The organism is Brevibacterium sanguinis, from assembly GCF_039528855.1.
Lineage (GTDB): Bacteria > Actinomycetota > Actinomycetes > Actinomycetales > Brevibacteriaceae > Brevibacterium > Brevibacterium sanguinis.
This window is the reverse complement of sequence record NZ_BAAAMB010000005.1, coordinates 71,859-93,378: the sequence shown is the minus strand read 5'-3', so window position 1 is coordinate 93,378 and position 21,520 is coordinate 71,859. Positions and strand designations below refer to the sequence as shown.

General features: G+C 70.2%; 18 protein-coding genes and 1 tRNA gene. 12 read left to right on the top strand and 7 right to left on the bottom strand.

Annotated features, from left to right (window positions below):
- Positions 1–46: 46 nt before the first annotated feature.
- From ABD154_RS05275 to ABD154_RS05265, 3 genes are read right to left on the bottom strand one after another with little or no spacing between them, the layout of a single operon-like run.
- Positions 47–871 (bottom strand): PfkB family carbohydrate kinase, encoded by an 825-nt coding sequence (locus tag ABD154_RS05275; RefSeq protein ID WP_198498808.1) that lies wholly within the window; start codon positions 869–871, stop codon positions 47–49.
- 35 nt (positions 872–906) lie between these two features.
- Positions 907–1,371, bottom strand: coding sequence for a tRNA (cytidine(34)-2'-O)-methyltransferase (locus tag ABD154_RS05270; protein WP_211979208.1), 465 nt, complete (start codon positions 1,369–1,371; stop codon positions 907–909).
- A 24-nt stretch (positions 1,372–1,395) separates the two neighbouring features.
- The gene (locus ABD154_RS05265; RefSeq protein ID WP_211979209.1) at positions 1,396–2,082 is read right to left on the bottom strand and encodes a class I SAM-dependent methyltransferase; all 687 of its coding nucleotides are present in this window, start codon (positions 2,080–2,082) and stop codon (positions 1,396–1,398) included.
- Positions 2,083–2,282: 200 nt separating this feature from the next.
- Between ABD154_RS05265 and ABD154_RS05260 the strand changes: the two genes are divergently transcribed.
- The 6 genes from ABD154_RS05260 (at position 2,283) to metX (ending at position 11,623) form a co-directional block, all read left to right on the top strand.
- The gene (locus ABD154_RS05260; RefSeq protein ID WP_211979210.1) at positions 2,283–3,212 is read left to right on the top strand and encodes a cation diffusion facilitator family transporter; all 930 of its coding nucleotides are present in this window, start codon (positions 2,283–2,285) and stop codon (positions 3,210–3,212) included.
- A gap of 156 nt (positions 3,213–3,368) precedes the next feature.
- Positions 3,369–4,088, top strand: a complete 720-nt coding sequence (locus tag ABD154_RS05255; protein WP_249121064.1) for a P-loop NTPase family protein — start codon at positions 3,369–3,371, stop codon at positions 4,086–4,088.
- A complete protein-coding gene (locus ABD154_RS05250) occupies positions 4,078–5,721 on the top strand; it encodes a DNA polymerase Y family protein (RefSeq protein WP_211979211.1) in 1,644 nt (547 codons plus the stop codon). Before ABD154_RS05255 ends, ABD154_RS05250 begins: the two co-directional genes overlap by 11 nt.
- On the top strand, positions 5,721–9,134 hold the full coding sequence (locus ABD154_RS05245) for an error-prone DNA polymerase (protein WP_211979212.1): 3,414 nt from the start codon (positions 5,721–5,723) through the stop codon (positions 9,132–9,134). Before ABD154_RS05250 ends, ABD154_RS05245 begins: the two co-directional genes overlap by 1 nt.
- Positions 9,135–9,264: 130 nt before the next feature.
- Positions 9,265–10,587: a bifunctional o-acetylhomoserine/o-acetylserine sulfhydrylase gene (locus ABD154_RS05240; RefSeq protein ID WP_198498802.1), complete on the top strand. Its 1,323-nt coding sequence runs from the start codon at positions 9,265–9,267 to the stop codon at positions 10,585–10,587.
- A gap of 1 nt (position 10,588) precedes the next feature.
- Entirely contained in the window at positions 10,589–11,623 is a 1,035-nt protein-coding gene (gene metX / locus ABD154_RS05235; RefSeq protein ID WP_211979213.1) for a homoserine O-acetyltransferase MetX, read from the top strand.
- A gap of 13 nt (positions 11,624–11,636) precedes the next feature.
- Here metX and ABD154_RS05230 read toward each other — a convergent pair whose 3' ends face one another.
- A complete protein-coding gene (locus ABD154_RS05230) occupies positions 11,637–13,673 on the bottom strand; it encodes an acyl-CoA dehydrogenase family protein (RefSeq protein WP_211979214.1) in 2,037 nt (678 codons plus the stop codon).
- Positions 13,674–13,727: 54 nt separating this feature from the next.
- On the bottom strand, positions 13,728–14,381 hold the full coding sequence (locus ABD154_RS05225; protein ID WP_211979215.1) for a TetR/AcrR family transcriptional regulator: 654 nt from the start codon (positions 14,379–14,381) through the stop codon (positions 13,728–13,730).
- Between the two features lie 62 nt (positions 14,382–14,443).
- Between ABD154_RS05225 and ABD154_RS05220 the strand changes: the two genes are divergently transcribed.
- The 5 genes from ABD154_RS05220 (at position 14,444) to ABD154_RS05200 (ending at position 19,590) form a co-directional block, all read left to right on the top strand.
- A complete protein-coding gene (locus ABD154_RS05220; RefSeq protein ID WP_211979216.1) occupies positions 14,444–15,733 on the top strand; it encodes an acetyl-CoA C-acetyltransferase in 1,290 nt (429 codons plus the stop codon).
- Positions 15,730–17,085, top strand: a complete 1,356-nt coding sequence (locus tag ABD154_RS05215; RefSeq protein WP_211979217.1) for a 3-oxoacyl-ACP reductase — start codon at positions 15,730–15,732, stop codon at positions 17,083–17,085. Before ABD154_RS05220 ends, ABD154_RS05215 begins: the two co-directional genes overlap by 4 nt.
- Entirely contained in the window at positions 17,085–17,945 is an 861-nt protein-coding gene (locus ABD154_RS05210; RefSeq protein WP_211979218.1) for a MaoC/PaaZ C-terminal domain-containing protein, read from the top strand. The genes ABD154_RS05215 and ABD154_RS05210 overlap by 1 nt, the downstream gene beginning before the upstream one ends.
- A gap of 137 nt (positions 17,946–18,082) precedes the next feature.
- A tRNA-Leu gene (locus ABD154_RS05205) sits at positions 18,083–18,170 on the top strand.
- A gap of 112 nt (positions 18,171–18,282) precedes the next feature.
- Positions 18,283–19,590, top strand: a complete 1,308-nt coding sequence (locus ABD154_RS05200; RefSeq protein WP_211979219.1) for a M20/M25/M40 family metallo-hydrolase — start codon at positions 18,283–18,285, stop codon at positions 19,588–19,590.
- Here ABD154_RS05200 and ABD154_RS05195 read toward each other — a convergent pair.
- Together ABD154_RS05195 and ABD154_RS05190 are read right to left on the bottom strand one after the other, a co-directional pair.
- Positions 19,544–20,521, bottom strand: coding sequence for a DMT family transporter (locus tag ABD154_RS05195; RefSeq protein ID WP_232623602.1), 978 nt, complete (start codon positions 20,519–20,521; stop codon positions 19,544–19,546). The genes ABD154_RS05200 and ABD154_RS05195 overlap by 47 nt on opposite strands.
- 8 nt (positions 20,522–20,529) lie before the next feature.
- A complete protein-coding gene (locus ABD154_RS05190) occupies positions 20,530–20,733 on the bottom strand; it encodes a DUF5703 family protein (protein WP_232623601.1) in 204 nt (67 codons plus the stop codon).
- A gap of 54 nt (positions 20,734–20,787) precedes the next feature.
- Between ABD154_RS05190 and ABD154_RS05185 the strand changes: the two genes are divergently transcribed.
- Positions 20,788–21,519, top strand: a complete 732-nt coding sequence (locus ABD154_RS05185; RefSeq protein ID WP_198498795.1) for a histidine phosphatase family protein — start codon at positions 20,788–20,790, stop codon at positions 21,517–21,519.
- Position 21,520 lies beyond the last annotated feature (1 nt).

Genomic DNA, 21,520 nt, shown 5'->3' with positions numbered 1-21,520 from the left:
CGCATCCCGGGGCGTCCCCGCAGGGACGCCCCGGGCGCGGTGAGGGTCAGGAGACGGTGACGGCGACCTCGGCCGACGGCGTCGTGCGGGCGGCCGGGTGGAGGAGCGAGGACACGCCGGTCGCGTTGTCCAGGCTCGCCGCGATCCCGTGGGCGACGGTCTCCTTGGCCTTGACGACGGCATCGGGGATCGACAGGCCCGTGGCGATCCCGGCGGCGATCGACGAGGCGAACGAACAGCCGGCGCCGTTGACGAGCTTGTCGTTGACCTTGCGCGAGCGCAGGGTCGTCACGGTCTGCCCGTCGAAGAGGATGTCGATGGCGTCCTCACCGGCCAGGCGCGCTCCGCCCTTGACGACGACGTTCTGAGCTCCCTGCCCGTGGATGATCTGCGCGGCCTCGATCATGCCCTCGACGGAGTCGATGGGGTCGATGCCGGCGAGCACGGCCGCCTCCTCGAGGTTCGGGGTGATGACGGTGGCCAGGGGCACGAGGTTCTCGACGAAGAGATCCCGGAGGTCGACCATCGACCCGGAGCCCTTGCACACGAGGACGGGGTCGAAGACGTACGGCAGCTGATTGTCCTTGAGGTCCTCGGCGAGGACGAGGGCGGAGTCGACGGAGCCGAGCATGCCCGACTTGATCGCGTCGAAGCGGTGGATCGCGAGTGCCGAGGCGAGCTGGCGATTGACGACCTCAGGCTCGATGAAGTCGATCGCGTGGTTGAACGAGTCCTCCGGGTCGAAGGTGACGATGCAGGTGACGACGGCAGTGCCGAAGGCACCGTACTCCTCGAACATCTTCAGGTCGGCTTCGAGTCCGGCCCCGCCGGAGACGTCGGAGCCGGCGATGGTGAGCAACTTGGCGGTCATGGTGGTCCTTTCGGGAAAAACTGTCGACGAGAAGTCTACGCGCCCGCGTATCCGCGCTGACGCCATGCCTCGTAGACGGCGATCGAGGCGGAGTTCGCGAGGTTGAGGGAGCGCCGGCCCGGCAGCATCGGGATCCGCACCCGCAGGTTGACGTGGTCATCGTCGACGACGGCATCGGGCAGCCCCGTCGACTCCTGACCGAAGAGGAGGACGTCGCCGTCCTCGTAGGCGACCTCGGCGAAGGAGTCGGACGTGTGCGTCGTGAACGCGATGACCCGCCGGTCGCCGAGGACCTCCCACAGGTGGTCGAGATCGGGATGGACCGTGACATGGGCGAGATCGTGGTAGTCGAGGCCCGCCCGCCGCAGCTTCGCGTCCGTGAGATCGAAGCCGAGCGGTTCGACGAGGTGGAGGTGAGCCCCGGTGACGGCGGCCAGGCGGATTGCGTTGCCGGTGTTGCCGGGGATCTCGGGGGTGTGGAAGACGATGTCGATGCTCATATGACAGCCATCATCTCACCCCGGTCAGTAATGATCCTCGCCGAGGCGGTCAGCGGAGTCCCGGCGCACGAGGAGATATCCCTGCCTGGTCGACTCGGGGAAGCGGCCGGCGGCGTCAGGTTCGCGTTCGAGCTGGGTGACAGGGGAGAAGCCGTGGGGCCGGAGGCGCTCGAGGACGTCGTCGAGGCTGCGGCGGTGGAAGTCGAGGTCGACGTCGAACCCGGCGAGGTCGGAGAAGTGGTCGACGGAGTCGCCGAGCTGGAAGGCGAGCTGGAAGTACCCGCCGGCACGGAGCACCCGCGCCGCCTCGGCGAAGACCTGATCGAGGTCGTCATCGGGGATGTGGATGATCGAGTACCACGCGACGAGGCCGGAGAAGCTGCTGGCCGGATACGGCAGGCACGTCATCGATCCGGTCGTGAACTCGAGATCGGAGTAGAGGCTGCGGGCGGCGGCGATCATCTCCGGGGAGAGGTCGAGTCCGGTCGCGTCGAGGCCGAGCCCGGTGAGGAACGCCGTGATCCGGCCCGGTCCGCTGCCGAGGTCGAGGGTCTCGGGGTGCCCGGTGGCAAGGACGAGTTCGGCGAAGGCGCCGAGAACGGCGCGATCGTGGGGCTTGGCGGTGAGCTCGGCGGAGACCCAGTCCGTGTAGGTCTTGGCGATCGCGTCATAGGACGTGCGGGTCGCGGTCACGTAGTCGGAGGCGTTCATGCCCTGAGCCTAGACCGTGCCGGGCGCAAACGAAACGTCCCCGTGGGGACAGTGCGCCCTGACGGACCCGTCCTCCGCGGTGACGCAGCGGGCGGGTGCGGGCCGGAGGGGCGGGGCGGTCCGGTGCGGACGGACGACCGCCTCGGCGCTCGTTAGGATGGAGATCGGACATCCGCCGAGGTGAAGGGACCCACCGTCACATGCGCACCGAACAGCAGGCACTCAAGGTCTCCCTGGTCGCGATCCTCCTCGTGTCCGTGCTCGGGATCGGCTTCGGGCTCGTCTCCGGGTCGTTCGCGATCCTCTTCGACGGCGTCTTCTCCCTCATGGACGCGGTGATGTCGATCGTCTCGCTCACCGTGGCCGGTCTCATCTCTCGGTCGGTGACGAACCGACTGTCGCTGCGCACGCAGAACGCGTTCACGATGGGATTCTGGCACTTCGAGCCGATCGTCCTCCTCATCAATTCGGTGCTCATGATGGGCGTGGCCGCCTACGCCCTGTTCCAAGCGGTCTCGGCGCTGCTCAGCGGCGGGCGCCCGGTCGACTTCGGCCCCGCCGTCGTCTATGCCGCGGTCGTCGTCCTCATCACCGCCGTCATGGGCACCCTCGAACACCGGGCGAACCGGCGGATCGGCTCCGAGTTCGTCGCGATGGACGTCAAGGGCTGGATCATGGCCGGCGGCGTCACCGGCGCCCTGCTCATCGCGTTCATCATCGGCATGCTCATCGACGGCACCGACGCCGCCTGGCTCATGCCCTACGTCGACCCGGCCGTCCTCACCGTCGTCGCCGCCGTCCTCATCCCCGTGCCGCTGTCGACGGCGCGCCGCGCCCTGGCCCAGGTCTCCCTCGTCACCCCGCCCGCGCTGCGGAAGGACGCCGAGGCGGTCGCCCGAGACATCTGCGCGGCCGAGGGCTTCGACGACTTCCGGGTGTATGCGACGGCTCAGGGGCGTGCGCGGACGATCGAGATCGTCTTCTATGTTCCCCGCGGTCTGCCTCCCCGCCCGCTCGAGGACTGGGATCGCATCCGCGATGAGGCCGAGGCGCGCCTCGGCGGCGACGACCCGCACGCGTGGATCACGGTGTCGTTCACGACGAAGGAAGCCCCGGCACTGCCCGAGTGAGGCGGGGGGCGGGCAGTCGCCCGGATCCTGGTGCTCAGTGCTCGGGTCCGTATGGACCCGTATATTCCGTATCTGCCGAAGATGCGACACGCCCGAGCGAACGCAGCTGCCGCCTGAATGTTGCCTATTTCGAACACTAGTTCGATAATAGATGTCATGTCCGCTGCACCACTCGTCGAACAGCTCAGCCGGGAGATGGGGATCTCCACGGCAACGTCCCTGTTCGACGGCCATCCGTCTCGGCCCGTGCATCCTGTGCTCGCGCCGATCTTCCGTCGCGGCGGTCTGCCGCGCGGGGAGATCGTGTCCCTGACCGGCGGACAGTCGCTCAGCTGCGCTCTCGCGACGATCGCCGAGTCCACCCGGGAGCAGAAGTGGTGCGCCGGCATCGGCCTCGGCGAACCGGCGGTGTCCTCGATCGCCGACCTCGGCGTCGACCTCGACCATTTCGTCAATCTCGTCACCCCGCCGCAGGACTGGCTGCGGGTGGCCTCGATCCTCATCGAATCCTTCGACATCCTCCTCGTCGATCCCGCCTACCAGCCGAGCGCGGGCGAGCGCGCCCGCCTGCTGGCCAAGGTGCGCGAGAGGAAGATGAGCTTCATCAGCCTCGCACCGCTGCAGGGGAGCACGGAGCAGATCGAGATCACCGACGTCCACTGGTCGGGCACCGATCACGGGCACGGCCGACTGCGCTCGTGCCTCGTCGAAGCCCGTTCGCAGACCGGAGTCCACCGCTTCCTCCTCCCGGGACCCGAGGGCACGCCTGCGCCGGCCTCCGCCGGGCAGGATGCCGTGCCGACGCCTGGGGCGGATGCCGAACCAGACGTCGGGCGCGGCCCCGAGCAGAGACCGGTGATCCGCAGTGTCAGCTGATACGCGGACCCTCGTCCTCACCGTCCCCGACTGGCCGGCGGTGGCCGCTGGCATCGAGCATGACCTCAGTCCCGGCACCCCGGTCGCCGTCCTCCACGCCGGCAAGGTCATCGCCGCCAATGCTCCGGCCCGGGCCGCCGGCATCGCCGTGGGCAGCAACAAGCGCGCCGCGGGCTTCCGCTGTCCCGAGGCGCAGATCCTCGTGTGGGACGAAGACGTCGACAACCGGCACTTCTCGGCCGGGGTGGAGGCGCTCGAAGACCTCGTCGCCCGGTTCACCCTGCTCGCTCCGGGGACCCTCGCCGTTCCCCTCGACGCCCTGCGGCACGGCTATGCCGACGAAGCCGCCGCCGTCGAGGCCCTGATCTCCGCGCTCGTCGCGACGACCGGTTGGGAGTTCTTCCCCGGCATCGCCGACACCGTCTTCGCCGCCCGGATCGCCGCCGGCAGGGCCACCCGTGTCCCGCCGGGGGAGACCGTGGCGTTCCTCAGCGCCCAGCCGATCACCGCCCTCGAGGTCACCGGGGAGAGCTGGACCGACCTCATCGACGTCTTCGTCCACCTCGGGCTGCGGAGTCTGGGCGCCCTGGCCGCCCTCGACGCGACCGATGTGATGTCCCGGTTCGGCACTGCCGGCCGGCGCGCCCACGACCTCGCCTCGGGCCGTCCCGACAGGCCCCTGCGCGATCACCTCCGCACGGAGGACCTCCAGGTCGAGAGCGTCCTCGACGTCCCCACCACCCGCAGCGACACCCTCGGCTTCCTCGCCCGGCAGCTCGCCGCGGACCTGCTGACCCGGGTGCGTGCGAGAGGCCTCGTGTGCACGCAGATCACCATCGACCTCCGCGCCGCCGGCGACCGCTCCTCGCGGCGCACATGGCGCATCGAGGACATGACCGAGAACGCCATCGCCGACCGGCTGCGGTGGCAGGCCGAAGGCTGGCTGGCCGGCCTCGGCCGTCCCGGTACCGGAGGCCGGAGCGTCGGCGGAGGCAGGACCGTCGGCGGTGGCCGAAACATCGGCGGCGGCCCGACCGACAGCGGCGATGACCCCGGTCCCGATCCCGAGGACTTCTCCGAGGAGGGGATCACCGCGCTCGGCCTCATCGCCGCGGAGCTGACGACACCGGTGGGCGCGACGAAGAGCCTCTTCGACGAGAACACGGGGCAGATCACCCACACCCTCGAACGCCTGCAGGGCCTCTTCGGCCCCGACGCGGTCCTCGTGCCCCGGCTGCAGGGCGGCTGGGATCCGGCCGAGACGAACCTCTGGACCCCGTGGCAGCAGACCGCCGCCCCGGCCCGGGACCCGCAGGCCCCCTGGCCGGGGTCGCTGGGCACCCCGCGGCCGACGACCGTCGACCGGGTCGCCGTCGATGTGCTCGCCGCCGGAGGCCTCCCCGTCGAGGCGCGTCCCGCAGGCCTCGGCGCCGCCCCGCAGACGATCCGCTTCCCGACCGGGACCACCGAGGCGATCGTCGACTTCTCCGGATCGTGGCCGATCGAATCCGGGTGGTGGGATCCGTCCCGGTCGACGTACCGGACGCGGCTGCAGGTCGTCACGGAGTCCGGTCAGGCGCTGCTGCTGAGCCGCGAATCCGGCCAGTGGTATCTCACGGGACGGTACCGCTGATGGGCTTCTCGAACCCGCGCACCCCGTGGTCGGAGCTCGCCCGACGTCTCGAAGGCAAACAGACCGGCGGCACTCGGGCAGGCGGCACACCGACCGGCGGCACGCAGGCAGACGGCGCGCCGAATCCCTCCGGTTCGAACCGCACCCCGGTCGACAAGCACGCCGACGGCTCCGACGCCCCGGCCTTCTCCCGCCCGGACCGCTACCCGGTCTCCGTCGGTCCGCGCGGCCCCGACGGCCTCGCCCGCTACCCGGGCGCCCTCGGAGACAGCTCGAACGGCGTCGGCGGCCCGATCCTCCTGCCCTCGGCGACCCGACCATGGGCGGAGCTGCACGTCCACTCCCAGTTCAGCTTCCTCGACGGCGCCTCCGACCCCGAGGACCTCGTCACCGCCGGTGCCGCCGCGGGCCTGTCCGCGATGGCCCTGACCGACCACAACGGACTCTACGGAGCCGTCCGCTTCGCCCATGCCGCCGCCGAGGCGGGACTGCCCACCGTCTTCGGTGCCGAGCTCTCCCTCGGGCTGAGAGAGAAGATCCCCGGCCAGACCGACCCCGAGGCCACGCACCTGCTCGTCCTCGCCCGCGGGGTCGCAGGCTACCGCAGCCTCTCGGCGGCGATCACGCAGGCGAACCTCGCCGGGGAGAAGAACCGCCCCGTCTTCGACCTCGAGGAGCTCGCCGCGGCCAGTGCGGACTGGATGATCCTCACCGGCTGCCGCAAGGGCCCCCTGCGTCAGGCGCTGGGCGACCCCGACGGCGGGCTGGGCGCCCTGCGGCGGCTGAGCGCGCTCTTCGGCCCCGACCGCGTCGCGGTCGAACTCAGCCGCGACGGCACCCCGGACGACGACGAGCGGCTGCGTCACCTGGCCGACCTGGCCGCCCGGACGGGACTGCCGACCGCGGCCAGCAGCAACGTCCACTTCGCCACGCGGGCGCACTGGCGCTCGGCGCAGGTGCGGGCCTCCGTGCGGTCGCGGCGCTCCCTCGACGACCTCGCCGGGTGGCTGCCGGCGACGGCGGCGGGCCGGATCCACACAGGAGAGGAGATGGCGGCGCAGTTCCCCACGGCTGCCCTCGACGGGGCCGTGCGGATCGGCGAGGAGTGCGCGTTCACCCTGAGCTCGGCCCGCCCCGAACTGCCCAAGGCGCCGATGCCCGATGACCGTGAGGCCGAGGAGTACCTGCGGGAGCTCGTCACCGACTGCGGTCTCGCCCGCTACGGGACGCGGGCGGAGCATCCGCGCGCCTGGGAGCAGCTCGACCGGGAGATGGACATGATCGCCCGGCTCGGGTTCTGCGGGTACTTCCTCATCGTCCACGACATCACGAGCTTCTGCCATCGGGAGGCGATCTTCTGCCAGGGCCGGGGATCGGCGGCGAACTCCGCGGTCTGCTATGTCCTCGACATCACCGCCGTCGACGCGGTCAAGCACAACCTCCTCTTCGACCGCTTCCTCTCCCCGGACCGCAAGGGCTACCCCGACATCGACATCGACATCGAATCGGGCCGGCGGGAGGAGGTCATCCAGTACGTCTACGACCACTTCGGGCGGGAGCGGGCGGCCCAGGTCGCCAACGTCATCACCTACCGCGCGAAGTCGGCGATCCGCGACGCCGCCTTCAGCCTCGGCTTCGCCCCGGGGCAGCAGGACGCGTTCTCGAAGGCGAGCAACCGCTGGTCGACCCTGCCCGAGGCCGCGGACTCCCCGGTGCCGGCCCAGGTCATCGACGTCGCCGGTGACCTGCTCGGCTCACCCCGCCACCTCGGCATCCACTCCGGCGGGATGATCCTCGCCGATCGCCCCATCGGCGAGGTCGTGCCCATCGAACACGCGACGATGGACCATCGCACCGTCGTCCAATGGGACAAGGACGACTGTGCGGCGATGGACCTCGTCAAATTCGACCTCCTCGGCCTCGGGATGCTCACCGCCCTCCACGAAATGGTCGACCTCGTCGACCGGCACACCGGGGAGCGCATCGACCGCGCCCTCATCGACGATGAGGACCCGCGGGTGTACGAGATGCTCTGCCGGGCCGACGCCGTCGGCGTCTTCCAGGTCGAGTCCCGCGCCCAGCTCGCAACCCTGCCCCGGCTGCGACCGCGCGAGTTCTACGACCTCGCCGTCCAGGTCGCGCTCATCCGCCCCGGCCCCATCCAGGGCGGGTCGGTCCACCCCTACATCCGGCGACGGCAGGGACTCGACCCGGTCGAATACCTCCACCCGCTGCTCGAGAAGTCCCTGGCCAAGACGTGCGGGGTCCCGCTGTTCCAGGAGCAGCTCATGCAGATGGCCATCGACGTCGGCGGCTTCTCCGGGGCCGACGCCGACCGGCTGCGGCAGGCGATGGGCTCGCGCCGCTCGCAGCGGAGGATGGCCGAGCTCGCGGAGAAGTTCCGCACCGGGGCACAGGAGCGCGGCGTCGACGCGGAGACCGCGGAGAAGATCTTCGACACGATCGCGGCGTTCGCGAACTACGGGTTCCCCGAATCGCATGCGATCAGCTTCGCCAACCTCGTCTACCAGTCCGCATGGTTCAAATACCATCACCATGCAGCGTTCACCGCGGGCCTGCTGCGTGCCCAGCCGATGGGCTTCTACTCCCCGCAGTCGCTCATCGCCGACGCCCGCCGGCACGCGGTGCCGATCCTGCCCGTCGACCTCCGCCGCTCCTCGGCCGGCACCGACCTCGAGGCCACGGAGACCGGGGAGCTGGGGATCCGGCTCGGTCTCGACTCGGTCTCCCACGTCGGCTCCTTCGCCGAGGTGATCGTCGCCGAACGCGAACATGCGCCGTTCGCCTCGGTGGCCGACCTCGCCGAACGCACCGGCATCGGGAAGCAGGCCCTCGAAGGACTCGCCACCGCCGGGGCCCTGTCCGGCTTCGACCTCGACCGGCGGCAGGCGCTGTGGCTGGCCGGGGGAGTCGCCGGATCCCATCCGGGCGTGCTGCCGGGCACGGGCGCCGTCTCCCACGCCCCGGCCCTGCCGACGATGGACGCCTTCGAGACGACCCTGGCCGAGCTCTTCTCCACCGGGATCACCGTCGACGGCTACCCCACGGAGATCCTCCGGCAGTCGCTGCGCGAACGCGGGTACGCCTCGACCGCCGATGCCGCCGCCGCTCCCGACGGCAAGCGGATGACCGTCGCCGCCCTCGTCACCCACCGGCAGCGCCCGGCGACCGCCTCGGGGATCACCTTCATCAACCTCGAGGACGAGTTCGGGATGCTCAATGTCGTCGCCACCGCCGGGCTGATGAAGCGGTTCCGGTCGGTCGCGACCTCCCGCAACGCCCTCGTCGTCACCGGGCTCATCCAGCGCGGCGGGGACGTCGTGAGCCTCTATGCGCACAAGCTCGTCCCGCTCGAGGTCCAGCTGCCGACAAAGGCCCGCAACTTCCGGTGACGGGGCCGCCTCGGTGAGGTCGGCCACATGACGGCAGATGACGGTCGGTGACAGCTCCATGACGAGAACGCGCAGAGCAGGGGCGGTCACGGGTGAGAGTGGAGGCACCCGCTCACTCAGAGGAGATGCCATGGCCCAGTCATTCGAAACCCGCCAGATCCATGCCGGACAGGTCCCCGACCCCGCGACGGGCTCCCGTGCGCTGCCGATCCACCAGACGACCTCGTACGTCTTCGCCGACAACGACCAGGCGAAGAACCGGTTCGCCCTCGCCGAACTCGGCCCGATCTACACCCGCATCACCAACCCGACGACCGAGGTCGTCGAGAACCGGATCGCCGACCTCGAAGGCGGCGTCCACGCCGTGCTCACCGCCTCCGGCCAGTCCGCCGAGTTCCTCGCGATCGCGAACATCGCCGAAGCCGGTGACCACATCGTCGCCAGCTCGAGCCTCTACGGCGGCACGTACAACCTCCTCGACGTCACCCTGCGCAAGCTCGGCATCTCCACGACCTTCGTCGACGTCGACGACCTCGACGCCTGGCGCGACGCCGTCGAAGACAACACGAAGCTCTTCTTCGCCGAGGTGGTCTCCAACCCCCGCTCCGACGTCCTCGACATCACCGCGGTCGCCGACATCGCCCACGCCGCCGGGGTGCCGCTCGTCGTCGACAACACCCTTGCCACCCCCTACCTCGTGCGCCCGATCGAACACGGCGCCGACGTCGTCATCCACTCCGCGACGAAGTACCTCGGCGGCCACGGCACCGCGATCGCCGGCGTCGTCGTCGACGGCGGCACCTTCGACTACGGTGCCCACCCCGAGCGCTTCCCCGGCTTCAACACCCCCGACGAGTCGTACAACGGTCTCGTCTACGCCCGTGACCTCGGCGCGGACTCCGCGTTCGGGGCGAACGTGTCCTACGGCCTCAAACTCCGCGTCCAGCTGCTGCGCGACCTCGGTCCCGCCGTCAGCCCGTTCAACGCCTTCCTCATCGCCCAGGGTCTCGAGACGCTGAGCCTGCGCATCGAACGCCACGTCGCGAACGCCGAGCGGGTCGCCGCCTACCTCGAAGGCCACGACCAGGTCACGCGCGTCGCCTACGCCGGCCTCGAATCCAGCCCGTGGCACGACCGGGCGAAGACGTACCTGCCGCAGGGCGTCGGATCGGTCCTCGCCTTCGACATCGCCGGCGGCTACGATGCCGCTGTCGCGTTCGTCGACGCCCTCGAGCTCCACTCCCTCGTCGCGAACATCGGCGATGTCCGCTCGCTCGTCATCCACCCGGCCTCGACGACGCATTCGCAGCTCGACGACGCGGCGCAGGCCGCCTCCGGGGTCAACCCCGCCCTCGTGCGCCTCTCGGTGGGCCTCGAGGGCATCGACGACATCCTCGCCGACCTCGATGCGGGCTTCGCCGCCGCAGCGGCGACGGCCGAGACCGCCGCCTGAGATGACCACCCAGAGCACGTCCGTGGAGTCGATCCTCGGCTTCACCACGGATTCCGGACACACGTTCGGGACCGTCGAGATCGCCTACGAGACCTTCGGCACCCTCAACGCCGATCGGTCGAACGCGATCCTCGTCGAGCACGCGCTCACCGGCGACACCCGGGCCACCGACTGGTGGTCGGGGGTCGTCGGACCGGGGAGGGCCGTCGACACGAACGAGTACTTCGTCGTCTGTGCGAACGCGCTCGGCGGGTGCAGCGGCACGACCGGTCCGCAGTCGGCCTTCGGCGACGGTCTGCCCTACGGGTCGCGCTTTCCTGTGGTGACGATCAGGGACATGGCGCGCCTCGAGCACAATCTCACGCAGATCCTCGGCATCGAGACCTGGCATGCCGTCATCGGCGGATCGATGGGCGGGGCGCGGGCCCTCGAATTCGGTCTCCTCGATGCGCGCAAGACCGCGAAGTGCGCGATCATCGCCGCCCCCGCGTTCTCCGAGGCCGACCAGATCGCGTGGGCGATGACGCAGGAGCGGGCCATCGAACTCGACCCCGACTACTGCGGCGGCGACTATGCGGCGATCGGCAGGTTCCCCGCCGCCGGCCTCGGACTCGCCCGGCAGATCGCGCACCTGACCTACCGCAACGACGCCGACCTCAATGAGCGCTTCTCCCGGCGGCTGCGCTCAGCCGGGTACTACGAGGTCACCTCGTACCTCGACCATCAGGCGAAGAAGCTCGCCGCGCGCTTCGACCCGCACAGCTACGTCCTCCTGTCGAAGGCGCTGCGCGATCACGATGTGCGCACGGGACGCTCGGCCGACCTGCGCACGGCACTCGCGCAGGCGTGCACCGACAGCCTCGTCGTCTCCGTGTCCTCGGACCGGCTCTATCCGCCGGCCCAGGTCGAACAGCTCGCGGAGCATCTGCCGGGGCGGGTCGACTACCGGGTCATCGACTCCCCGGTCGGACACGACGGCTTCCTCACCGAGGCCGCCGCCGTGTCCGCGGCGCTGCGGGACTTCCTCACCGCGTGAGGCACCCGGCTGATCAGGCGGTGCGGGACTTCGCGGCCTTCTTCAGCTGCTTCTCCGGCACCGGGTAGTCGCGCTGGGCGCGGGCTCGCCGGTAGTGGGCGGCGGCCTCGGCCTGCCGCTCGGCTTCGACGCCGGTGGCGATCGTCGCCCGCCGGTGATCATCCCCGTAGCCGAAGGCGTCGACCAGATCGAGGGCGTTGGCCGCGAGCTTCGCGCAGAGGCGGTTGAGCGTCTCACCGACCTGCCGTGCCCGCGACATCGGCAGACGGCCGTACATGAGGTGCCAGCCGATGTGCTTCTCGATGAGGCTGAGCCCGTAGGTGTCGCGCAGACGGCGGAAGATCTTCGCCTGGGCGGGATCCTTCTGCTCCCGCATCGCCTCGTCGATGGCCTTCCACTTCTCGAGTTCGACGTAGGCGCGGGCCATCTCGACGAGTTCGTGCTGCTGGGAGTTGAAGAGCTCGGCCGCCTGCGCCGCCGGCATCTTCGCCGCCGGACGCAGCGCTGCGGCGAGCCCGGAGACCATGACCTCGAGACGGGTCTCGAGCAGGGTGCGCTGGAGGCGACCCGAACGGATCCGCCTCTCGCTGAGATTGGGGGTGAAGACGTCGGAGATCGCGCGCCCGGCATTGGCCAGGCCGCTGCGGTAGAGCGTGTGCTCGGCGGCCTGGGTGCCGATGAAGCGGGCGGCCCCGCCGACGTCGATGTGTGCGAACTCCTTGGCGTAGTCCCCGAGGATGCGCTTGGCGACGAGCTGGAGGAGGACCGTGTTGTCGCCTTCGAACGTCACGTAGACGTCGAGGTCGGCCCGCAGGCCCACGAGGCGGTTCTCCGCCATGAAGCCGGCACCGCCGCAGGCTTCGCGGCACTCCTGGATGACGTCGAGGGCCATCCATGTCGAGTCGGCCTTGAACGCCGCGGCCCGGGTCTCGAGCAGGGCGCGGTTCTCCTCGCTGTCGTCGACGCCGGAGAACACCTCCTCGAACGAGGTGAGCAGCTTCTCATGGGCGAGGCTCGAGGCGTAGACCGCGGCGAGGCCGGGCATGAGCCGGCGCTGGTGCTGCTGGTAGTCGAGCAGCGTCGTCTCGGTGTAGTCGTCGACGGTGGTGAACTGCTTGCGCTCGAGCCCGTAGCGCACGGCGATGTCGAGGGCGAGCTTGCTCGCCACGACCGCGGACCCGTCGAGGGAGACGCGACCCTGGACGAGGGTGCCGAGCATCGTGAAGAACCGGCGTCCGGGCGAGTCGATGGGGGAGGAGTACTCGCCGTCGGCGGTCACCGCGCCGTAGCGGTCGAGGAGGTTCGTGCGCGGGATGCGCACGGCGTCGAAAGCGAAGCGACCGTTGTCGACTCCCCGCAGCCCGCCCTTGTAACCGTCGTCCTCGATGCTCACGCCCGGCTGCGGCTGGCTGTCGGCGGTGCGGATGGGCACGAAGAACGCGTGCACGCCGTGGTTGACCCCGGCGGTGATGAGCTGGGCGAAGACGACGGCGGCCCGCGCGTCTCGGGCGGCGTTGCCGATGTACTCCTTCGTCGCGGCCCGGAACGGGGTGTCGATGACGAACTCCTCGGTCGCGGCATCGTAGGTCGCGGTCGTGCCGATCGCGGCAACATCGGAGCCGTGGCCGATCTCGGTCATCGCGAACGATCCGAGCAGCTCTCCCTGCTGGGCGGGCACGAGCCAGTCGGCGTGCTGGGTGGGGTTGCCGAGGTGGAGGATCGCCCCGCCGAAGAGTCCGAACTGCACTCCGGCCTTGATCTGCAGGCTCGGCGAGGCGGTCACGGTCTCCTCGAAGCCGGCGACGGTCTTAGCGTGTTCGTTCGTGCCCCCGAGCGTCTCCGGCAGCGCGGCCATCGGCAGCTTCGTGCCGGCCATGAGTCCGACCGCGGCAAGCGTGTTCGCGCGGGTGGTCTCGAGGTCGTCAGCGGGATCGAGGTGGGTGGACTCGTCGAGGGCGAGGCTGCGTCCCTGGCGGCGGGCCTCTGCCCAGCGTCCGTCGAGGACGGTCTGGATGGCGGTGGGGTCGAGGTCGAGCGCGAAGTCGGTCATGCGTGTGCTCCTGGTCTGTGCGATGGCGGTGCGTGGTCGAATCGTAAGGGTGTCTCAGGCTGTCGGCGGGGCGCCCCTGGCCTCGGGCGGCAGGGACGCCCACAGCCACGTGCTCACCGAGGCGGCGAACGCCTCGGGGGAGCCGGGGGCCGAGAGCCACGTCTCTGTCGCGGCGCGGACGAAGCCGATGGCGCCGGCGGCCCACAGCTTCCCGTCGTCACCGGCGAACCGTCCGTCGGTGACATCGAGGTCGAGGCGCTCGGCGAGGAGGTCGGCGACCTCGCGGAAGAAGCCGCCCTCCTCACCGGGATCGAATCGCCCCACGGCCTGGTCGCAGAAGCGGTAGATGCTCGGCGACTCGGCGGCGAGGCTGACGAACGCGCGGATCATCGCCTCGAGGGTCTCGCGGCGGTCAGGGGTCGGACCGGCGGAGTCTGCGATCGGGACGCGGGAGGCGCTCGCTTCGTCGAGCGAGTTCGCGATCACCTGCATCGCCCAGCCGCCCATCGCCTCCTGGAGCCCGGCGCGGTCGGTGAAGTAGCGGTAGAGCACGGCCTTCGTCGTCCCGGAGTGCTCGGAGATCTGCTCCATCGACAGATCGTCACCGTGTTCGTCGACGACATGGCGGACCGTCCGCAGCAGCTCGCGGCGGCGACTGTCGCGATGCTCCTGCCACCGCGTCGAGCGGCCGTCTGTGAGCGATTTCATGATACAGACGGTATCAGGTACTGTCGGTAACAGCTAATTCCTCGACAGACACGGAGGCGCTCATGCCCGCACCCACCTCACGCGCCGTCATCCTCGGCGGCAACCGCATTCCCTTCGCGCGGTCGAACAAGCAGTACGCGAAGGCGAGCAATCTCGACATGCTCACGAGCACGATCGACGGCCTCGTCGCCCGCTTCGGGCTGGCCGGGGAGACGATCGGCGAGGTCGCCGGCGGTGCCGTCCTCAAGCATTCGAAGGACTTCAACCTCACCCGCGAGGCCGTGCTCGGCTCGGCGTTGTCCCCGACGACACCGGCCTACGACATCGGCCAGGCCTGCGCCACGGGCCTCGAGACCGTCGTCAGCCTGACGAACAAGATCAACGCCGGGCAGATCGAATCGGGCATCGCCGCGGGCGTCGACTCGGCCTCGGACGCGCCGATCGTCGTCAACGACTCGCTGCGGGAGATCCTCCTCGAGCTCTCCCGGGCGAAGACGCTGACGCAGCGCGTGCGCATCGCCGCGCAGATCCGCCCCGCCTACCTCGCTCCGCAGGCGCCGTCGACGGGGGAGCCGCGGACCGGCCTGAGCATGGGTGAGCACCAGGCGATCACGACCGCCGAATGGCAGATCAGCCGGGAGGCCCAGGACGAACTCGCCCTCGCCTCCCACCAGGGACTGGCCAGGGCGTGGGACGAGGGCTTCTTCGACGACCTCGTGACCCCGTACCTCGGAGTCAGCCGCGACACGAACCTCCGCCCCGACTCGACACTCGAATCGCTCGCGAAGCTCTCCCCGGTCTTCGGCAAGCGCCTGCCGACCGCGGCGACGATGACCGCGGGCAACTCGACCCCGCTCACCGACGGGGCCGCATCGGTCCTGCTCGGCAGCGAGGAGTGGGCGGCCGAGCACGGCTTCACCCCGCTGGCCCGGCTCATCGACGCCGAGGCGGCCGCTGTGGACTTCGTCGACGGAGCCGAGGGCCTGCTCATGGCTCCCGCCTACGCCGTGCCCCGGCTGCTCGCCCGCAACGGTCTGACCTTCGACGACTTCGACGTCTTCGAGATCCATGAGGCCTTCGCCTCGACAGTGCTCGCGCATCTGGCCGCCTGGGAGTCCGAGGAGTTCGGACGCGAGAAGCTCGGTCTCGACGGGGCCTTCGGAACCCTCGACCGGTCGAAGCTCAACCCGCTCGGCTCCTCGCTCGCGGCGGGACATCCGTTCGCCGCGACCGGCGGACGCATCATCGCGACGACCGCGAAGTACCTCAAGGAGACCGGCAAGAAGCGTTCCCTCGTCTCGATCTGCGCAGCAGGCGGACAGGGACTCACGGCGATCGTGGAGGCAGCATGAAGGACAAGTACCTCGAACTCATGGGCGGACCGCTCGGGAAGATCGCGAAGACCCTCGGTCTCCCGCAGCCCGTCGAACTCCAGCGCTTCGGCTCGACCCCCGAGTCCTATCTGCGCCGGCCCGTCCTCGTCACAGGCTCCGGCAGCGGGGCCCAGACGATCGCCGACCTCCTCCTCGACAACGGATTCGAGGTCAGGCGGCACGCGGCCCCCGATGAGTCGCTGCGGGCGATCATCGCCGTCCTCGACGACGTGACCTCGCCCTCCGAGCTCTCCGAGACCGTGCTCGGCCTCGGCGGAGCGGTGCGGTCGCTGGCCAAATGCGGTCGCGTCGTGACGATCTCGGCAGCACCCGACCCGACCGCTCAGGAGCCGCAGGTGGCCGCCGCCACCCAGGGCATCACCGGTCTCACCCGGTCGTTGGCCCATGAAATGCGGCGCGGCGCGACAGCCAACGGGATCCTCCTCGGGCGCGGCGTCGGCATCGACGCGCCGTCGGTGGCGTCGGCGCTGTGGTTCCTCCTGTCGGGCAAATCGGCGTATGTCGACGGCCAGTTCATCACCGTGACCTCGGGTGCCGGCGAGAGCGTGACCGATGCCGAGTTCCTCGCCACCGGTCAGACCGGTCCGCTCGCCGGGCGCACCGCCGTCGTCACCGGGGCCGCCCGGGGCATCGGCGCCGAGGTGGCTCGCGTGCTCGCCCGCGACGGCGCCCACCTCATCGGCGTCGACATGCCCCAGGCCGGGCAGGCGCTGGCGCAGGTGATGAACGAGGTCGGGGGCAAGTCCCTCCAGCTCGACATCACCGCCGACGGGGCCGCCGACGCGATCGCCGAGGCCGCCGACGGCACCGTCGACATCCTCGTCCACAACGCCGGGATCACCCGTGACAAGCTGCTCGCGAACATGGACGCCTCCCGCTGGGACTCAGTGATCGCGGTCAACATCGCCTCGCAGGCGCGCATCAACTCCCGCCTCTTCGAGACCGGACGCTTCGCCGAGGGCGCGCAGGTCGTGTCGCTCGCCTCGACCTCCGGCATCGCCGGCAACCGCGGGCAGACGAACTATGCGACGTCGAAGGCCGGGGTCATCGGACTCACGGCCGCCTCGGCGGGGGACTTCGCGGCACTCGGCGGCAGCGCCAACGCCGTTGCCCCCGGGTTCATCGAAACCGATATGACCGCGGCGATGCCCCCGCTCACCCGGCAGGTCGCGCGCCGGCTCTCGAGCCTCCAGCAGGGCGGACTGCCCGTCGACGTCGCCGAGACGATCGCGTTCCTCGCCTCCGCCTCGGCGCGCGGCATCAACGGCCAGACCCTGCGGGTGTGCGGGCAGAACATGGTGGGTGCGTGATGAGCATGCTTCCCGTCTACGCGAAGGCCGTGCTCAAGGCCCTGCCGTTCGGCACGCGTCCCGGCACGGACCTGCCGGACAGGACCATCGCGCGCAGCATCGCCATCGACGCCACCGCCTATGCGGGGTTCGCGAAGGTCATCGAGGCTCCGCTGCGCGACGTCGTCCATCCCGGCTACCTCCACGTGCTCGCGTTCCCGCTGAGCATGCAGCTCCTCAGCGATCCCGCCGTGCCGCTGCCGCTCGTCGGGATGGTCCACATCCGCAATCGGGTCGAGGTCATCCGCCCGGTGCGCATCGGCGATGTCGTCGACTTCTCCGTCTCGCTGGCCGGCCCCTTCGCGCATCCGGCGGGGACGACGATCGACGTCGAGGTCACCGCCCAGGTCGACGGTGAGACGGTGCTGACGGAGACGACGACGTACCTGGCGAAGGGCAAGCGACTCGCCGGTGCGCAGGAGCAGCCGCAGCCGGCGCGTGAGGACTTCGTCGCGCCGCTGCCGACCGCGCGCTGGCGGCTCGACCCGATCATCGGGCAGCGCTACGCGAAGGTCTCCGGCGACTACAACCCCATCCACCTCAACGGGCTCGCCGCGCGCGGCTTCGGGTTCCCCAAGGTCATCGCGCACGGGATGTACACCGCGTCCCGGGCGCTGGCTGCGGCCGACCCCAGGCTCGAGTCCTACCGCTGGGACGTCTCCTTCGCGAAGCCGATCCTGCTTCCCGCGACCGTCGGGTTCGCCTTCACCGGGGGAGCGCGGCACGAGGCGGCGGACTTCGCGGTCTTCGACCCGGCTAAGGGCAAGCCGCACGTGCTCTCGAGCGTCACCGAGGTGGCCGCACCGAGCGGCAGCGCCTGAGGCTGTCGGGCGGCATCGCCTGAGCCGGCCTACAGGCATCGCCTGAGGTCAGAGACGGTGTGCAGTGAGGTCGGTCACAAACGGCCGATTCGATTTTGCGCCGCCGCCGAACGCGTGTAGAGTAATTCCTGTTGCCAGCGCGGGTGGCGGAATTGGTAGACGCGCTAGCTTGAGGTGCTAGTGTCCAAATTATCGGACGTGGGGGTTCAAGTCCCCCTTCGCGCACAACAGGGAAGGCCCTTCCGGAGGAATCCGGGAGGGCCTTCGCTCATTCCCCGTCGCGCCCGTGCGTTAACGTTGATCCTGTTCAGCACCGTCGTGTCGAAGGGGAGTCTCCATGTTTGATTTCAGTGCCGCCGAGGACGAGGTCACATCCCTGTGCCAGCAGCTCATCCGCATCGACACCCAGAACTGGGGGATGAACAAGGCGAACCCGGAACGCCCGGCCGCTGAGCTCATCGAGAGCTGGTTCGCCGAGGTGGGGCTGGCGTCGACGATCGTCGAATCCGCTCCCGGCCGGGCGTCGCTGGTCACCCGGATCGCCGGCGTCGATGCGACGGCTCCGGCCCTCGTCGTCCACGGCCACACCGACGTCGTCCCGGCCGCCGCCGAGGACTGGAGCGTCGACCCCTTCGCCGGTGTCATCAAGGACGGTCTGCTGTGGGGACGCGGGGCCGTGGACATGAAGGACATGGACGCGATGATCATCGCGGCGATCCGCGACATGGTCCGCCAGGGCCTCCAGCCCCGCCGCGACCTCATCGTCGCCTTCTTCGCCGACGAGGAGGCCGGAGGCGAATACGGGGCCCGCTACGTCGTGCGCAACCACCCCGAGTTCTTCGCCGGCGCCACCGAGGCGATCTCCGAGGTCGGCGGCTACTCCGTCGACATCCGCGGACAGCGGGTCTACCTCATCCAGACAGCGGAGAAGGGGCTGGCATGGCTCAACCTCATCGCCCACGGCTCCGCCGGCCACGGTTCCCAGCGCAACGACGACAACCCCGTCACCCGGCTCGCCGCGGCGATCACCCGGATCGGCGAGCACGAATGGCCGCAGGACATCCCCCCGGCGACACGACAGCTGCTCGAAGGGGTCTCGGAGATCACCGGGATCGCCTTCACCTCGGAAACGATCGGCGAACTGCTCACCGAGCTCGGCTCCGTCGCGAAGTTCGTCGCCCCGACCCTGCAGAACACGTCGAACCCGACGTTCCTCGAGGCCGGCTACAAGCACAACGTCATCCCCGGCACGGCGACCGGATACGTCGACTGCCGTACGCTTCCCGGCCAGCACGAGGACGTCATGCTCACGATCAAGGAACTCGCCGGACCGGGCATCGACATCGAGGTCAGCGAACAGGGCCCTGCCCTCGAAGCCGACTATCAGACCCCGCTGGTGGCCCAGATGAACGCGAGCCTGCTCGCCGCCGACCCGGACGCCAGGGTGCTGCCGTACACGCTCTCGGGCGGCACCGACAACAAGTCGCTGTCGGAGCTCGGGATCGCCGGCTACGGGTTCGCACCTCTCCGGCTCACCGGGGACCTCGACTTCCCGGCGATGTTCCACGGCGTCGACGAGCGCGTGCCCGTCGACGCGCTCAGGTTCGGGACCCGCGTCCTCGGCGACTTCCTGATGCGGGCGTGATCGTCACCGCGATCCCGACGAGGACGAGCGCGGCGCTGAGCACCGTCGTCACGCTCACCAGTGATCCCGGCAGCGGCAGCAGGTAGTCGAGGAGGAGCGCGCCGAGGAGGTTCCCGAACAGCGAGAAGAGGCTGAGGAGGAGCACGCCGAGGCGACCGACCGTGAGCGCGGTGATCCCGATGAAGATCACCCCGAAGGCTCCGCCGAGCAGCAGCCACCACTCCTCCGGCGCCGTGGGGAACCCCTGCCACCGCGCACCGCCGGCCATGACGACGGCGGTGGCCGCGAGGAGGGCGACGAACCCGGTCGCGAAGTTCGCCGTCGTCGCGACGACGGCCGATCCGGATGCCGCCCGGACGCGGCCGTTGAAGGCCTGCTGGACACTGACGAGACCGCCGGCGATGAACGGCAGCACCGGTGCCCACCACGGCACCCCGAGGTCGAGCCGCTCGGCGGCGCCGACGACGAGGGCCCCGAGGACGATGAGGACCCCGAGGATGCGCAGCACCGTCAGCCGCTGACGGCCGCCGGGCGGCAGCGCCGTGCCGTCGACGATGATGCCGCCGGCGACCTGACCGGCGACGAAGGCCATCGTGAACATCGCGACGCCCATGAGCGGGACCGTCACCGCCTGGGCGACGACGACGAACGCGCCGTTGAGCCCGCCGAGGAGCATCCACCACGGCAGCCGGCCCGAGCGCACCCAGACGACGAGTTCACGGGCCGCGGCCCGCGACGACGCGCTCGCGACGAGGACTGCGCCGACGACGAGGAGACCCGTGGCGAAGGAGATGAGCGCGGCGAAGACGGCGCCTCCGAGCACCGCCCCGAGCAGACCGTTGGCGCGTCCCTGCAGCGACATCGCCGCCCCCGCGAGGATCGTCGCGGAGCCGGCGAGGAGGAGGGAGAGGAAGCCCGAGTGCGTTGCCAACCCCGCGATCAGCCGGCGGTCGGCAGCGGCATGATCTTGCGGCGCAGCCAGACGGTGCGGGTGCCCCCGGCGGAGATCCGGGTCCGTGCGAGCTCCCACTGACCGTATTCGGCCTGGTCGTTGAGCTCCTGGAGACTGACGGAGCGCGGGACGTCCTTGGAGAACGAGACCTTCCGGAACTCGTAGGTCATCCTCGGTCGCTGGCGTTTCATGCGCCCACCTCCTTCATAGGGCCACTGTAGACGATGTGGGCTAATCTGGATCGTATGCCCGTCATCGTCCTCCTCAGACACGGACTCTCGAGCGCGAACACGGCAGGGATCCTCGCCGGACGCACCCCCGGCGTGTCGCTGACCGAGGACGGGACCCGGGCACTGGAGGCGACGCTGCGGATGCTTCCGCACACCTCCTTCGCCCGCCTCATCCACTCACCGCTGCTGCGGTGCGTGCAGACCGCCGAGATCGCACAGACGCACATCGAGGTGACCGAGACCCGCATCGGCGAGGAGTTCGTCGAACTCGACTACGGGGACTGGACCGGGCGCAGCCTCGCCGACCTCGTCACGACACCCGACTGGGAGACGGTGAGCCGGCGCGCCTCGGCGATGCGGTTCCCCGCCGGCGAGGCCATCGCCGAGGCGGCCGACCGGGCCGTGTCCGGGGTGCGGTTCCTCGTCGGCGAACTCCGGGAGCTCGAGAGGCTGGAGCAGGAAGCGGCGCAGCGACCCGAGCCGCCGAGCGAATCGTCGGCAGCGGGGGAGAAGCCGAAGCCCGCGTGGGGGATGATCGTCTCCCACGGCGACATCATCAAGGCGATCATCGCCGAGGCGCTCGGTATGCCGCTCGATGACTTCCAGCGGCTCGCGGTCGCCCCCGGCTCGTTCACGATCATCGACTACTCCGGGCCGTTCCCGGTGCTCACGGCGATGTCGGTGACCGCCGCCGGGCTTGCGGAGGCCGGTGTGCCCGGCGGCGGCGGTCTCAGCGACCCCGAGTGAC